Here is a 14,308-nt window from a genome sequence, read left to right on the forward strand (position 1 = left end):
TATAGTGAGTGGCTTTTTTTATTACAACTATAAAAATAGCCCTATGAACAACTATTGCAAATTTTGTCGATGGAACAGCTCTATTTTTTCGATGGCTGCACCTGTATAAAACATTTCTAAAGCAGTAAACGTCTGATATTTGGATTGATAAGCAGCAGTAATAGACAGCAAGAAGATTGTCACAACCATTAAAAGAATAACTACAGCCGGAAAAAATACTCCTCTTTCATTACCTAGCATATGTGACATAAAAAACATGCTCCTTTTCTAAATCATTTAAAAAAACCACTCGTATTCGTAGTGAGTTTCCTATCACTTCAACAAAAAAAGATTCTATATTAACTAACATATGCTCGTGACCGTCCATATTTTTTGTTTTGCGAATAACGTTTTGATAGGATTCCAATTTGTATTTCATTTCATTTTTTTCAATCGTAATTCCTTTCGAATTATCATGAACAGCGATGGAGTCTACTTCGGTTAAATACGAATCTGCATATTGGATGAACAAAGCCCATTCTGTTTCTGTCGTATCTGTCACATTTGCTTCGGCGTTCGTCATCCACCACATAGTGCCAGCCACTACCTGAGCGAATAGCATAAATACTGCTAAATGGAGAATCCCCTCCAGTAAAGTGTATCCTGACTGATCTCGAATTTTCATTTGATAAGGGACACACATTTATGTTTCTTTTCCTGCATCCCATCATAATCTATACAAATTGATTCGCTACTAATTTCATATGAATACATAATCTTATTCACTTGCATACCTCCAGTTTTCATATTTTCTACGGTATACATCTTTGAAACTTCATACATAACTAGCGATGAATGATATTCTCTTTTTTTATCTTCTAAATGCACAACCATATAATTTAGAAACGGTAAAATTGTCGTAGTAATGATAAATATGATACTCAAAGATAAAACTGTTTCTGGCCAAGAAAATCCTTCACTATTTTTCATAATTTATAACACCTCTACCTATATATAGAGTTATTCGCTTCTCCCCTCTTTCTGTTTCAAATAATAAGTTTCCAAAATTGTTAAGATTACCATTTGGATGAAAGGAAATCGTTTTGATCGTACTCTCATCTGCTAAATGCATATTCCTCGGTAATTCTTTTTCAAACAATATGACATTAGCCGATCTTGCTTGGTAACTCCTTCGATTGTTAATAAAATAAATATAGGTATATTTGTTTTCTCCAATAGAGATTGCTTGAATTCTCTGGATATCTAAATGCAGTTGCTTATAAAATCTCTCTTCCTCCATTTCCTCCAGCTTAGATGCCGACAATAAAATGACTGAAGAAGAAACAACCATAACGATTGATAAAACAAGCAACATCTCGATTATTGTGAATCCCTTCTCGTCAGACTTAAACTTATACTGTACGAAGTTAGCCACTAGTCACTTTCCCTGTTGTGGAATTGATCGTAATGTTGTCCCCATTAGGACATTTTGTGTTTTTGCCTGGTAAATAATCTCCTTCTTCAAGTTCGACTAGTGTAGGTATTTTCTTATGATCCATTTTATATGCCGCAATTTGGCCCTCCAACATTTTGACAAAGGCTTGACAACTTTTTTCATCGATACTTGCAGAGTGCTTTGTTACATTTGGAATAGAAATAAGAATTAATACAGAAATAATCAGCAAAACTATCATCATTTCAACTAAAGTGAAGCCTCTGTTATTTTTCAGTAATTTTCTCATAATATCTCCTTTATACAATATTAATCATGTTATAAATAGGCAATAATATAGCCAAGTAAGCACCAATGATGAATATGGCTAATATTAAAAATAACGTTGGTTGAACTATACTTATATAGCGAGATAGCTTACTTTCTATTTCTTGACTAAGAAACTCACTATAGAGAGATAGTTCTCTCCCTAAATAACCACTATTTTCACCATGTACAACAAAATAAAATAATTCGGTTGTGAATGAATCTAAAAGGAACACGGCCTGTGAGAATGATTCACCATGTACTACCTTGTCTTTCATCTGTTCCCCGATATAGCGAAGAACTCGATGCTCCTTTTGGTAGTTAAGTGCTTCAAATGATTGTTGTAACGACATGCCACTTTCCAATAGTCCACCCATTTCTCTTGCAAATATTCTGGTAAGAAGCAATCGGTACCAACTTCTCACTATTGGTAATTTCAAATAAATTTGGAGTTGCTTCTCTAATGAAAGTCTTTGTATGGCAAGATAGGATAAAACAATCAAACTGATTCCAATTATTGCTGCGAAGATAAATATATTTGGCATTTGTAGAAGATAACCTGTCCAAGCTAAAGAATTGTCCGAAGACTCATTTCCCCTTGAACCAATCAACGATTCCATATTAGGCATGAAGTAAATTCTAAACATCGTAAACAATAAAAATAGGATCGAAAACAAAAAGATAGGATACATCAATAAGTTATTTAGACGTTTTTTGGCACCTTCAAAAAATGCAGTATTTATGCTTAATACAGTAATCGTTTGTTGTAATTGACCATGTACAGAAGCAAGGTTCAATGGCAACAATAATCTATTTGGAAAACCTAATAATTTAAATACATCGACCACATTTAATCCATTTCGTTGTACATCGGTAATTCTTTTACTAACAGTATCTGAGTCTTTCACATGAAAGGGCAACAACATAGTAATGGATTCATGAAAGGTATAACCTTCCTTTAAGAGATCACTTAATCTACTCAAAAAAGAGGAATGCATTTTTGGAGGAATTGTTTGTTGCTTCCTTTCCAAATAAGCTTTAACCTTTTTCAATAACACCTTCTCTAACCCCTCTCTCTATTTGATAGGATAAAGAATATTGATAGGGAATATGATAAATTTTACCAATATACATAGATTGAAATGCTTCCTCTAACAAATCATCAGATAGAATCTCAAAAACTGCGGATAATTCAGATTCACTGCTTTTTGATGCAACGACTAATCTTTGCGTAACAATACCGGAAATTGTTTGCTTTAGCTCTTCTGAGGTTACCCCTAGATCGACAAGACGATAAAGAGATCCCACACCGTCCTTTGCATGAATAGTTGAAACGACAAGATGGCCTGTGAGCGCTGCTTGAATTGCTGCTTTAGCTGTGGACTCGTCTCTAATTTCTCCTATCATAATAACGTCTGGTGAGTGGCGTAATATAGCCTTTAGACCAGTCGAATAAGTCACTCCAGACCGTTCATTCACTTGAATTTGAAGTAAATGGGACTGGCTATTCTCGACTGGGTCTTCTAACGAAATGACATGTCGATTTAAATTTTCTGAACAATATTTGGTGAGTGAATACATAGTGGTGGATTTTCCAGAGCCTGTAGGACCTACAAATAAGATCAAACCTTGACGATTATTGGCAAGTTCTACAATTTTTTCTGTTGCATCTCTAAACAAAGAGAGGGAATGAATAATTTTAGCGTTGTCATGTTGTTGGAGACGAATTACCATACTTTCCTTGCTAAAAATGGAGGGAAGTGTAGACACACGAAATGAGAATTTATGAGAGTTAAATACTTGTTGAAAGGAACCGCTTTGTGGCTTTCTTTTTTCGCTGATATCAAGAGAGGAGAGAAACTTGAAGAATGAGATGATGCGTTCTCCAATGTTCAATGGTAGCTTACCCGCTTCAAACATTTGAGAATTTTTTTTAAAAAAATAAGTATAACTGTCTTCGTTAGGAATCATGTGTAAATCGGAAGCACCGAATTTATGAGCTTTTCTAAGTAGTCGAAAGCACTTTTCTTCAATAACATTTTCTACTTGTTGCATAATTTTCCTTTCCCCAGATACAAGTTGTGACCGCAAAACAGCTTGTACCGATTATTATACTGGCTTACATCTAAAATTGGAAGTAGTTTTTTAAATTTTCTGTTATATTATAATTATTTTATTATTCTTATGTGATTGATTATAATAATAACTAATAGAAGAAAGAAGGTAATTGTGTGCCAAATACTTTACAGCTAACTAATGCTTTAGCGGACGAAACTAGGTATTCAATTTATTTGTATATTGTTAAGCAAGTACAATCAGTAAATGTGCAGCAAATTGCAGATCGATTCGGCATACATCCTAATGTTGCAAGATTACATTTAACCAAGCTAAATGAGACTAAATTAATTACCTCGGAGTTACTGTACAACAAAAAAGGCGGTAGACCAGCGCGTATATATACCGTTGCAGATCAACCTATTCAGTTAAGTTTTCCAAAACAAGAAAATCAGCTGTTACTAGGCTGGTTATTAGAGTTAGTGGAAACAATGGGTACAGAAGCGCTCGAAAAAGTAAAAAATATTAGTTATACTTCGGGATACGATTCTATGCAACAGGCCAAAATAAACGATCAGAGCTTCGACCAAAAAATAGAACTACTATCTGCTGCTGCTCTCGCTGTAGGATATATCCCAAATATCGAAAAAAAAGACGATAAACAAATTATTACATTCTCTATTTTTAATTGCCCTTTTAAAGGTCAACTAACTAATCATCCCCATATTATTTGCAGTATTCACGAATCATTTTTAAAAGGCCAGTTTGATGCTTTGTTCTCAAATAACGAATTTATTCAGCTTGAAAGTAAACAAAAACAATGTAGCAATTGCGTATATCAAATAGAAGTCCTATAATGAAAGCATAGATAATACATATTTGTGACAATAGAGAGTATAATGTGTAAAGAAAACTAATAATCAGTTTACATGTACGATCACTTTCATTTATAATAAATATGAGAATTATTTGTATGGTTGTAAAAGGAGGGACTACAAATGGGCAATATGTATAAAGTAATGGCTTTCTGGACAGGGATTTTTGCAGTTATGTTTTATTTAGGTGATATGACAGAAGCTTCTTTACTATTTTTAGCAAATACGGGATTATTCCTTCTTTTAGGGTTTTTAAACCTTTCGGAACGTATGTATATGTACATCTTCGGAGCTTACTTAATGTTCTTCTTCGCAGGTTTTACATATTACACGACATTCATGCACGTACCAGGTGCGGGACATTAATAATTGTTCACCAAAAAGCAGCTCACTTCAATGAGCTGCTTTTTGTGTATTTTCTCCAATTAAAAGGGTAAAACTATGTGAACCTTTTAAAAACCATTTAAGAACGGATTCGATTCCATTTCTGCTGCAATAGTAGTGGATGAACCGTGTCCTGGATAAACTAGAGTGGTTTCAGGTAATGTAAGCAGTTTTGTATGAATAGCCTTCAAAAGTTCGGATTCATTACCCCCTGGAAGGTCTGTCCGACCGATACTATTTTGAAAAAGCGTATCCCCCACAATTGAAAATTCATCGTCTTTAAAATAATACGTTAAACTACCTGGCGAATGCCCGGGAGTATGTATTAACTTCATATGAAAATCACCAATTTTTAACTCTGACTCCTTATTCAACAATACATCTGCCTCTTTGCAAATAATAGATGGGATTTCTGCATATTTGGCTGAACCATTTTTAACAGGATCCACTAACCACTTTTTCTCAGAAGTATGGATATATACCGGGATGTTAAAACTGTCTCTCACTTGGTCTACGGCTCCAATATGATCAAAATGTGCATGGGTTAATATAATCGCCAACGGGTTCATCTTTAATCGATGAAGCTCACTAATTAACTTGTCTCCTTCTCCCCCCGGATCAAAAATTAAGCATTGTTTCGTAGCATTTGAAACAATATAACAATTTGTTTGAATATAACCTAACGGATAAGTTCGAACGTTTAACATAAAATCACCTCTTTCTAATCTTATACGATAATTCACCACTTTTCTACTCGACAAAACTTCAAATTAGAATTACAATAGAAGAGAAATATGCAAATGCGACATTCATTTTCTGATGTCGAAAGGAGTGTCTTTTATGAACTTATTAATGGTTATTTTTGGACTAGTTACACTTTTAGCTGTAGTTGGTACTTATCAAGCTTTTAAAGAAAAGAATGTTTTAGGTGTTCTATTTAATTTTGGTACATTGGCTGTATTTGGCTTCTTTACTGTCATGACAATTGTGCAACAAGGTTTCCCACCAAGCTTACACTAAAACGTAATTAAAAAAGCTGCTGTACATTTTTTATATGTACAGCAGCTTTTTTCTATTCATTTAAATAAATCCACTTCTCAACTTTTAGCGGCTCTACTTGAATCCAATTATCTTTTGTATACCCGCCCAAACAAATATTAGCAGAAGGTGAGCACATGATAGATTGTTCCTCTACTTCACCTAATATGTTTTGACCCCCTAAAGAAATCTTCGATAGTATACTTTTTTGACTTGGATCATCCTGATTACGAGATTCTTTAGCGTTTAATAATAGTAATTCTTGTGGCGAAACGATGGAAAAAGAAGGAATGACCCACTCAGAGTAATTAGAGACAGCTGGCGTTGCCCATTTAAATTCTCTTTTACCATTATTCTCTTCCAAACGATATTCAAATTGTTTGTTCTCTTCGTTTATTTGAACATATAGCAGAGCTTCCCCTATGTTCGTCACATCCAATATCTTTTCTTCACCAGTACTTTTCAGAGTCCCATCTATGTTCGAGTAAAGGAAAAGTTCACTTCCATCTAAGGCAGAATCCGACCATCTAAATACCATTAAATTCTCTTCATCATACCATTTTACAAACGGATTTTCTATTTCGATCGATGTTAAATCTTGAGTAGCACCGTCATATACAAACGTATTATAAGTCCAGTCCTCATAAAATATAGAGAACACAACTAAATTTGGATTAGTGGGATGCCAATCCATATAAATTTCTGCCGATTCAAACGAAAGGCTCTGAATAATATAACCATTTTTATGTAAAAATTGAATTTCTGCAGAGGATGAATCTTTAGAAGTATGTAATAAAATCATTTCTTTTGAAGGATGAATGGTAGCTTGAATAATAGGAGTAGTTGTAGAATAAATCGTTCTCCAACTAGCCGTTGATACAGTATAAGTTCTAATCATCCATTGTCCTTTTTCAACAATAACAAAAACTATTTCATCATTGGACATCCACCCTACCACACTATGGAAGGCATTATTATCCAACAAAATGGAAGGTTTAACTGGATTCGCTAATTTCCCTACTTCATCACTATCTGCTCGTATTTCACTATCAACATCTTGTTTTACTGTATCATTGCTAGATTCCTTCTCGCTACAACCTTGCAGGAATCCTATACAAAGTAATAACATCAAAGTTTTTTTCAACCGACTCCCCCCTTCACAATGTATTAGACGAATTTAAATTCATTTTGTTTCAAAGAAAAAGCACAGACAAAAATATGTCTGTGCTTTAGCTTATTTGTCTTCTTTTATTGCTTCATCTAACAATAAGTTTCCTGTTTTCAAATCATAAAAGCGTAATAGATCACCATTAATAATTTGATCGGAATAGCCAAGTTCTTGGGTTGCTCTATCTATATATGGCTGACAGTTATCTATTTCAATCTGTAGCCCTGTCGCATTTTCATAGCAAGCATTACCAGCATAAACAAACTTATCTGTTACAAATCCACCATCCCGGAACACAACAAATTCTTCATGTTCTTCAGAGAACATATCTGCACCAAGTTGCATATCTTTTGAAGTTTCTACACCTAAAGCATGTAATATCGTAGGTCGTAAATCAATTTGACCAGACGTTTCAGTCATTTCTTTACCCTCGCCACTATTTGGAATGTGAACGAATAGTGGAACACGTTGAAGTTTCGCTGATTCGTATGGTGTAATTTCTTTTTCTAAATATTGCTCCATTGCTTTGTTATGATTTTCAGATATACCATAATGATCTCCATACATAACAATAATAGAGTTATCATATAAACCTTTTTCTTTTAGATCTTCAAAGAACACCTTCAAAGCTTCGTCCATATAACGAACCGATTGGAAATATCTATTAAGTGTATTTGAGTTGGAATCATACTCAGGTATCAACTTATCCTCTTCATCCAGTGTAAAAGGATGATGATTTGTTAAAGTGATTAAACGAGAATAAAACGGCTGAGGCATATCTGCCATCAAATCAACTGATTGTTTTACGAAAGGTATATCCTTCATACCCCAGTTAACTGCATCCTCTTCATTCACAACATAACTTTGTTCATCATAATACTTTTGGATATCCAATGCTCTGTACATTATATCGCGATTCCAGAAACTTTTGTTATTAGGATGTAATACATTTGTATAATATCCTTCTTCGCCTAAGCTTTCCGCCATCGAATGGAATGTATTCCCACTATGAGTAAAGAATACCGCTCCTCCACCAAGTGGATATAGTGAATTTTCTAGTAAGAACTCAGAGTCAGACGTTTTCCCTAAGCCCGTTTGATGATAAAAGTTAGAGAAATAATATGTGTCTTTATCTTGCGTTAATGAATTTAAGAACGGTGTTACTTCATGACCATTCATATCATTATTAATAACGAAAGATTGTAAGGACTCCATCGAAACAACGATTAAATTACGATCTTTAGCTACTCCGTACATTTTTTCATTTGCATCTACTTGGTTAGAACGAACATAGTTATTTACTTCTACTAATTCACTACCATCAGCGAGCGCTCTTTGCGCATGTGATTTAGATTGGATATAAATATCATATAAATGATAATTATATGGACCAATATTCTTTACAAGCATTTCACGATCAAAACTTCTTGTTAATAGTTGTGGTCTTTCAATTTCAGATAAACCTAAGTTTAAAAATAAAATTGCTGCAGTTATAACAAAATATGCTCTTCTAACAGCTGGTTTAACTAGCTTAACCTCTGCTCCGATTTTCAACCACTTCAATGCAATAATGATGATTGCAACATCTGTGAAATAGAAGATATCAGTCAAAAAGATACTTTCTGCTGCAGATGAACCTAAGTCACCAAAATTACTTGTTTGAAATAGTACCGGTATTGTAATGAAGTCCGTGAAAAAACGGTAAAACACCGCATTCGCATATACAATAGCGGAAAGTATTATGCTTGTAATTACTATATATCTATTTCTAGCTTTAGGACTCTTAAAGAACAATGAAATCCCATAGATAAATAGTAAAAAACTAAGCGGGTTTAAAAAGAGTATCACTTGTTGCATTGTATTTTCAATATCCATGTCAAAGCTGGTGTGGTAAACAATATATGTTTTTATCCAAGTTGCCACAATAGCAAGAATTAGAATAGAATGTGTTGGCCAATTTTTTTTCATCATGCCTACACCCTCCCCTTTTTCAATCTATATTTTATAATTATTTCAAAGTAACAGAACTTATCTTAATCCTTTCTTAACAATAAATCAATAAAAAAGAACAATGATTATGATAGAATTGTACAAGTCTTTTATACCATACCCTATATAAGACGGATTCAACCCGTAAAAAGTTTCACTTATTTATAAAAACATAAAACATCAGAGCTTAATCGCCTCTGATGTCCTTTAAATCTTGCTCCTACTTTGCTCTTGTTTCAATAATAATATAGCTATTTGAAAGTCTTTCGACTCAATCATTTGCATTTTATATAGCTCTCTTATTTCATCTTCCATCATTTCTAAATCGGCTAAACGATCTTTCGTGTATACATATATTCCAAATCGTTTTAAAAGTTGCATAACGTCGTATACTGAATTCATACTATTTCATCCTTCTCACGAATCTGTTTGCATTGAAAAATATTCGTTGGTGTAATTATCTTATTAACGGGTAGATCAAATACATCATATTCAACATCATTAACAACTTGTATATCAAATGCCAGTGATAGAGTATCTCCCTTAAATTTCGTTAAGAAACGATCATAATAGCCTCCACCATATCCAATGCGGTAGCCTTGTTGACTATAAACTATTCCAGGTACGACGAGTAAATCGATGTTTTGGGAAGCAACAGCTTTGGTTTTCAGAGGATTTGGTTCAAGTAAATGCATATAAACTCGTTCTAATTGGTCAAAACTTTGTATTTCATAAAATATCATGGATCTATCTATGGGTGTACATTTAGGTACTACTACTTTTTTCCCTATACTCCATAACTCTTTTATTATACTCCATGTATCCACTTCAGGGAAGCTAGATATCGTTAATCCGATTGTAGTAGTATATGAATCTGCTATTTGTTGTAAAAACTTTTCTTCAATTTGTTTGGACTGATTATTATATGCTACTTGATCCAAAGAGGTTAATTTTTTTTTCATCGCATTTCTCATAATTTTCTTAGTCATCGATATTCCTCCAAGAAATAGAAAAAAACCAAAACCATAATCGGTTTTGGTTTAGGTTATTATTTAGTTTCTCTATGAGTAGTCATTTTTTTATCACGAGAGCAATATTTTTTAAGTTCAAGACGTTCTGGATTGTTACGCTTGTTTTTCTTAGAAATATAGTTGCGCTCTCCGCAATCTGTACAAGCTAGTGTAATATTAACGCGCATGGTTGTCCCTCCCACTCTTTGTCAGGATTAAATATAAAACTTGAGCATGATTTATACGACTAACCAATTATAGCATACATCAAAATAAAATCTACTATTAATGCAAGAATTTATTCAAAGTTTTTTCGAATGTGTTAGTATAAGTGTAGAAATATAACAATAAGAGGTGAGTATTATGGACTTTTCCATCATTATAATGATTATAGGTATTGTACTAATCGCAGTTTCTTTTTTCTTCAAGGATTCCTCCAAAAAAGTGGAGTCGGAGTTAGAGGAATTATCATTCACAGTTTATCAGGACACAAGTACTATTAACCGTAGACTTAAAGTAATAGAAGAAGAATTACTGATCGAATCTACAAAAGTCTCTACACCATTAAAAAAACAAACTAAGCCCGCTATCCATGATATTATAAAAAACCAAGTCTTAGAGCTACATAAACAAGGTTTTTCGTTAAATGAAATTAGTGTGCGCTCTTCATTAACCATTGATGAAGTTAAATATGTAATTGGTGGTGGTAAGTAATGAATAAAACCATTCGAAATATAGGAATTGGATTATTTCTTGCTGGTGCTGCATTTCAAATAGAAGAACTTGTCGAAAAAGATAGTATTAGTTCCACTGCTACAACTACAGACGAAGCTTATAAGCAGGCACAACAGGAACTTACTGAAGTAAAAAAACAGTTAGCGGAGCTACAGCTTGATTTAAATGCGGCACAACAAGTTCAAACAGTTGCTCCCAAGGAAACTGCTGAAACTGAAACACCAGAGGAACAAGCTCCTACAGCTGCTTCGATGACTCTTTCTATCGAAGTTGGAATGACATCTTCTGAAATTAGTGAAAAACTAGCAGATGCTGGCATCATTTTAAATAAAGTCGATATGGATAATTATTTGTCTGATCAAGGATTAGCAGGACGCGTTCAAGTTGGAAACTACGAGCTTAATTCCTCTATGTCTTTAAAACAAATTGCTGAAACTATTACACGCTAAAAACAGAGAAAAATACGCCCCTTTAAGGTCATAACGTGTTTTTATTGTTTTCGAAGGACTTTGGACAGAAGTTTTGCTATATGATTACCGAGAAATTTTAGGGATGCTGGTTTTTTGTGATGGTTGTCACAACAAAGTAGCACCCTTTTTTTCGGTAATCTTAAGGCGTTTGCCTGTCCATCGTCTTCCTATAACTCTTAGAAATATGTTAGTGAATTTTGGGTAACTAGAGAAATTATACTAGGAGGCTGAAGCCAAGGCCACGGAGGCCAACAGAATGTTGGTCACAAAGGCGTTGCCACAGGACGTGGCGGTCTTAGCCTTTGTTCTCCACCTGAAACGGAAATCAGTAATATCATTTTATTGATCTTTTTTAATACCTGGATATCTGAGTCAAATGCTCAAAATTTTATACGTTAAATCTTTTAAAAAACGGTAGACACCATTTAGGTATCTACCGTTTTTTAACAATCACTTATTTAATTATTTAACTCGTAATGTTTCCCTTTTAATAAATATAAAAGGCGTTCTGCAATATTAGTTGCATGGTCTGCTGATCGTTCTAAATAACGACATACAAAAGATAATTGAGTAACTTGGCTTAGTTGAGCAGGATTATTAACTCCTGTGTTGAGCAAGGTTCTAATAATATGCCCATACATTTCATCTACTTCATCATCTAATTTGGCTATAGTTTTAGCTTCTTCCATGTTCTCGTTTGTAAAGGCATCCAGAACTTGTTTAAGCATTTTAATCGTTTTATTGCGCATTTCATCAAGCAAAACAATAGGCTCAATATGCTCGTCTTTTCCTATACGAATTGTTTCCTTCGCAATATTACATGCATAATCACCAATCCGCTCCATATCAGCTGCAATTTTGACAAGTACCATTAGTCTACGTAAATCAGTAGCTACCGGTTGTTGTTTTGCTATCAATAAAATTACTCGATCATTTATTTCTTCTTCCATACGGTTAATATGCTCATCATTTTCGAGTATAGCTAGAGCACCTTCAATATTTTTCTGAAAAAGAAAATTCATTGAGCTATCTAAATTATCAATAGCTGCATTACTTAAATCTAGTAACAAAGATTGAACAAAGTTTAAATCTGCATCAAACTTCTCTCTTCCAACCATTTTAAATTACCCCTTTCATCATCCAAAACGCCCAGATATATAATCTTCTGTACGGTTATCTTCAGGCGTTGAAAAAATAACATCTGTCTTATCGAATTCAACCACTTCTCCATTTAAGAAAAATGCTGTTTTATCCGATATACGTGCTGCTTGTTGCATATTATGCGTCACTATAATGATGGAATAGTCTTGCTTCAATTCTTGTATGAGTTCTTCTACTTTAAGTGTAGAAATTGGATCTAGTGCAGATGTTGGTTCATCCATTAGTATAACATCTGGCTCTATTGCAAGACATCTAGCGATACATATGCGTTGCTGCTGACCACCTGATAGGCTATAGGCATTTGTAGTTAATCGGTCTTTAACTTCCTCCCATATGGCAGCACCGCGTAAACTTTTCTCTACAATTTCATCCAAAACCTTTTTGTTTTTTATACCATGAATTCTAGGTCCATACGCAATGTTGTCATAAATGGACTTAGGAAAAGGATTAGGCTTTTGAAATACCATTCCTACTTTTGTACGTAACTCTTCAACTCCATAATTTGCATCAAAGATATTTCGTTCACGATATAGGATTGCTCCGGATGTTTTAACCGTTGGCACTAATTCTACCATACGATTCAACGTTTTAATATATGTTGACTTACCACAACCCGATGGCCCTATTATAGCAGTTACTTCATTTTCCTTAATTTGTAAATCTATGTTTTTTAGCGCGTGATGATTCCCGTACCATAAGTTTAACTTTTGCGTATCGTAAACAATGCTAGAAGCTACCATTTGTTTTGCGGACCCTTTTTCCAACGTTTGTACCATCATTTAGTTCCTCCTAATATTCATCGTATTTAATAGCGTTTTTGGAATTTATTTCGAATAAATATAGCAACCGAGTTCATCAGAAGCAAGAATATCATAAGTACGAGAATACCTGCAGATGAAACGTATTGGAAAGCCTCTTGCGGCCTTTTTGCCCAATCATAAATTTGCATTGGCAAAGCTGTAAATTGGCTAAGTAAATTATCGGGTAGAAAGTGAACAATTACTGGGATACCAATTACTACCAAAGGAGCTGTTTCTCCAACTGCACGTGAAAGTGCTAAAATTGCCCCAGTTATTATTCCCGGTATAGCTGAAGGCAATACAATATTAATGATTGTTTGCCATTTTGTAGCTCCCATACCGTAGGAAGCTTCACGCACATCTTGTGGAACTGCTCGAATTGCTTCTTGCGACCCTACAATTATTACTGGCAGTATTAATAAGCTCATTGTAAAGCCAGCAGCTAATACACTGTTTCCCAGTGCTAATGCTCGAACAAAAATTGTTAACCCTAGTAAACCGAATACAACAGAAGGAACTCCTGCTAAGTTTGAGATATTCATTCGTATAAAATTATTCAACTTATTTTTTGTAGCGTATTCTTCCAGATAAATAGCTGTCCCAACTCCCAAAATAATAGATACTGGAGCAACTACACACATTAACCATATTGAGCCAACTAGCGCTGCTTTAATACCGGCTTTTTCGGGTACACGAGATCCAAAGTTTTGGAAGAATTCAGGAGTTAAATAACCTACCCCTTGGGAGATGATGCGGTAGAACAGTACTCCCAAAACTAATAATGCAAATAACGTTGCTGCTAAAAAGATAGTTTTGAATATACCATTTACTATTAATCGTTTATTCATTTTCTTTACTACTGCTTCATGATTCACATATCTCATA

The 14,308-nt window shown here is 34.1% G+C and carries 21 protein-coding genes; 5 read left to right on the top strand and 16 right to left on the bottom strand.

Translation table 11 applies throughout. From position 1 onward, the window contains the following. Positions 1-51: 51 nt before the first annotated feature. From MKX53_RS10290 to comGA, 7 genes are read right to left on the bottom strand one after another with little or no spacing between them, the layout of a single operon-like run. Positions 52-249 carry a hypothetical protein gene (locus MKX53_RS10290; protein ID WP_340911069.1) on the bottom strand — a complete coding sequence of 66 codons (198 nt, stop codon included), beginning with the start codon at positions 247-249 and terminating at the stop codon, positions 52-54. After that, positions 230-664, bottom strand: coding sequence for a competence type IV pilus minor pilin ComGF (comGF, locus tag MKX53_RS10295; RefSeq protein WP_340911071.1), 435 nt, complete (start codon positions 662-664; stop codon positions 230-232). Before comGF ends, MKX53_RS10290 begins: the two co-directional genes overlap by 20 nt. Next, positions 661-969 (bottom strand): hypothetical protein, encoded by a 309-nt coding sequence (locus MKX53_RS10300; protein ID WP_340911072.1) that lies wholly within the window; start codon positions 967-969, stop codon positions 661-663. The genes comGF and MKX53_RS10300 overlap by 4 nt, the downstream gene beginning before the upstream one ends. Continuing rightward, on the bottom strand, positions 959-1,414 hold the full coding sequence (gene comGD / locus MKX53_RS10305) for a competence type IV pilus minor pilin ComGD (RefSeq protein WP_340762560.1): 456 nt from the start codon (positions 1,412-1,414) through the stop codon (positions 959-961). The genes MKX53_RS10300 and comGD overlap by 11 nt, the downstream gene beginning before the upstream one ends. Continuing rightward, positions 1,407-1,721: a competence type IV pilus major pilin ComGC gene (gene comGC, locus MKX53_RS10310; RefSeq protein ID WP_340911074.1), complete on the bottom strand. Its 315-nt coding sequence runs from the start codon at positions 1,719-1,721 to the stop codon at positions 1,407-1,409. Before comGC ends, comGD begins: the two co-directional genes overlap by 8 nt. Positions 1,722-1,731: 10 nt before the next feature. After that, a complete protein-coding gene (gene comGB, locus MKX53_RS10315) occupies positions 1,732-2,790 on the bottom strand; it encodes a competence type IV pilus assembly protein ComGB (protein WP_340911076.1) in 1,059 nt (352 codons plus the stop codon). Continuing rightward, positions 2,777-3,793 carry a competence type IV pilus ATPase ComGA gene (gene comGA / locus MKX53_RS10320; protein WP_340911079.1) on the bottom strand — a complete coding sequence of 339 codons (1,017 nt, stop codon included), beginning with the start codon at positions 3,791-3,793 and terminating at the stop codon, positions 2,777-2,779. The genes comGB and comGA overlap by 14 nt, the downstream gene beginning before the upstream one ends. A 176-nt stretch (positions 3,794-3,969) precedes the next feature. Here comGA and MKX53_RS10325 point away from each other — a divergent pair, with 176 nt between their 5' ends. Further along, positions 3,970-4,650 carry a helix-turn-helix transcriptional regulator gene (locus MKX53_RS10325; protein ID WP_340911081.1) on the top strand — a complete coding sequence of 227 codons (681 nt, stop codon included), beginning with the start codon at positions 3,970-3,972 and terminating at the stop codon, positions 4,648-4,650. A gap of 141 nt (positions 4,651-4,791) precedes the next feature. Further along, positions 4,792-5,034, top strand: a complete 243-nt coding sequence (locus tag MKX53_RS10330) for a DUF2626 family protein (protein ID WP_090563733.1) — start codon at positions 4,792-4,794, stop codon at positions 5,032-5,034. Between the two features lie 86 nt (positions 5,035-5,120). Here MKX53_RS10330 and MKX53_RS10335 read toward each other — a convergent pair whose 3' ends face one another. Beyond that, positions 5,121-5,759: an MBL fold metallo-hydrolase gene (locus tag MKX53_RS10335; RefSeq protein ID WP_340911083.1), complete on the bottom strand. Its 639-nt coding sequence runs from the start codon at positions 5,757-5,759 to the stop codon at positions 5,121-5,123. Positions 5,760-5,892: 133 nt separating this feature from the next. Between MKX53_RS10335 and MKX53_RS10340 the strand changes: the two genes are divergently transcribed. Then, positions 5,893-6,072, top strand: coding sequence for a DUF2759 domain-containing protein (locus tag MKX53_RS10340; protein ID WP_340769555.1), 180 nt, complete (start codon positions 5,893-5,895; stop codon positions 6,070-6,072). Between the two features lie 52 nt (positions 6,073-6,124). On the opposite strand, the gene MKX53_RS10345 is transcribed toward MKX53_RS10340, so the two are convergent. The 5 genes from MKX53_RS10345 to rpmG form a co-directional block, all read right to left on the bottom strand. Further along, on the bottom strand, positions 6,125-7,234 hold the full coding sequence (locus MKX53_RS10345; protein ID WP_340911086.1) for a YqgU-like beta propeller domain-containing protein: 1,110 nt from the start codon (positions 7,232-7,234) through the stop codon (positions 6,125-6,127). Positions 7,235-7,324: 90 nt separating this feature from the next. Then, positions 7,325-9,229, bottom strand: a complete 1,905-nt coding sequence (locus MKX53_RS10350; RefSeq protein WP_340911088.1) for an LTA synthase family protein — start codon at positions 9,227-9,229, stop codon at positions 7,325-7,327. Between the two features lie 225 nt (positions 9,230-9,454). After that, positions 9,455-9,649: a YqgQ family protein gene (locus MKX53_RS10355; protein WP_093538396.1), complete on the bottom strand. Its 195-nt coding sequence runs from the start codon at positions 9,647-9,649 to the stop codon at positions 9,455-9,457. After that, positions 9,646-10,236 carry a 5-formyltetrahydrofolate cyclo-ligase gene (locus tag MKX53_RS10360; RefSeq protein WP_340911090.1) on the bottom strand — a complete coding sequence of 197 codons (591 nt, stop codon included), beginning with the start codon at positions 10,234-10,236 and terminating at the stop codon, positions 9,646-9,648. Before MKX53_RS10360 ends, MKX53_RS10355 begins: the two co-directional genes overlap by 4 nt. 59 nt (positions 10,237-10,295) lie before the next feature. Next, a complete protein-coding gene (gene rpmG / locus MKX53_RS10365; protein WP_093538394.1) occupies positions 10,296-10,445 on the bottom strand; it encodes a 50S ribosomal protein L33 in 150 nt (49 codons plus the stop codon). Between the two features lie 175 nt (positions 10,446-10,620). Between rpmG and MKX53_RS10370 the strand changes: the two genes are divergently transcribed. Continuing rightward, positions 10,621-10,971 carry a hypothetical protein gene (locus MKX53_RS10370; RefSeq protein ID WP_340911092.1) on the top strand — a complete coding sequence of 117 codons (351 nt, stop codon included), beginning with the start codon at positions 10,621-10,623 and terminating at the stop codon, positions 10,969-10,971. After that, complete coding sequence (locus tag MKX53_RS10375; RefSeq protein WP_340769560.1) at positions 10,971-11,441, top strand: hypothetical protein; 471 nt, start codon at positions 10,971-10,973, stop codon at positions 11,439-11,441. Before MKX53_RS10370 ends, MKX53_RS10375 begins: the two co-directional genes overlap by 1 nt. 479 nt (positions 11,442-11,920) lie before the next feature. Here MKX53_RS10375 and phoU read toward each other — a convergent pair whose 3' ends face one another. From phoU to pstA, 3 genes are read right to left on the bottom strand one after another with little or no spacing between them, the layout of a single operon-like run. Then, complete coding sequence (gene phoU, locus MKX53_RS10380) at positions 11,921-12,580, bottom strand: phosphate signaling complex protein PhoU (protein ID WP_093538391.1); 660 nt, start codon at positions 12,578-12,580, stop codon at positions 11,921-11,923. An 18-nt stretch (positions 12,581-12,598) separates the two neighbouring features. Beyond that, complete coding sequence (pstB, locus tag MKX53_RS10385) at positions 12,599-13,402, bottom strand: phosphate ABC transporter ATP-binding protein PstB (protein WP_419958589.1); 804 nt, start codon at positions 13,400-13,402, stop codon at positions 12,599-12,601. 26 nt (positions 13,403-13,428) lie between these two features. Further along, positions 13,429-14,307: a phosphate ABC transporter permease PstA gene (pstA, locus tag MKX53_RS10390; RefSeq protein ID WP_340911094.1), complete on the bottom strand. Its 879-nt coding sequence runs from the start codon at positions 14,305-14,307 to the stop codon at positions 13,429-13,431. Position 14,308: the final 1 nt, after the last annotated feature.

Source organism: Psychrobacillus sp. FSL K6-4615 (assembly GCF_038008225.1).
Taxonomy (GTDB): Bacteria; Bacillota; Bacilli; order Bacillales_A; family Planococcaceae; genus Psychrobacillus; species Psychrobacillus psychrotolerans.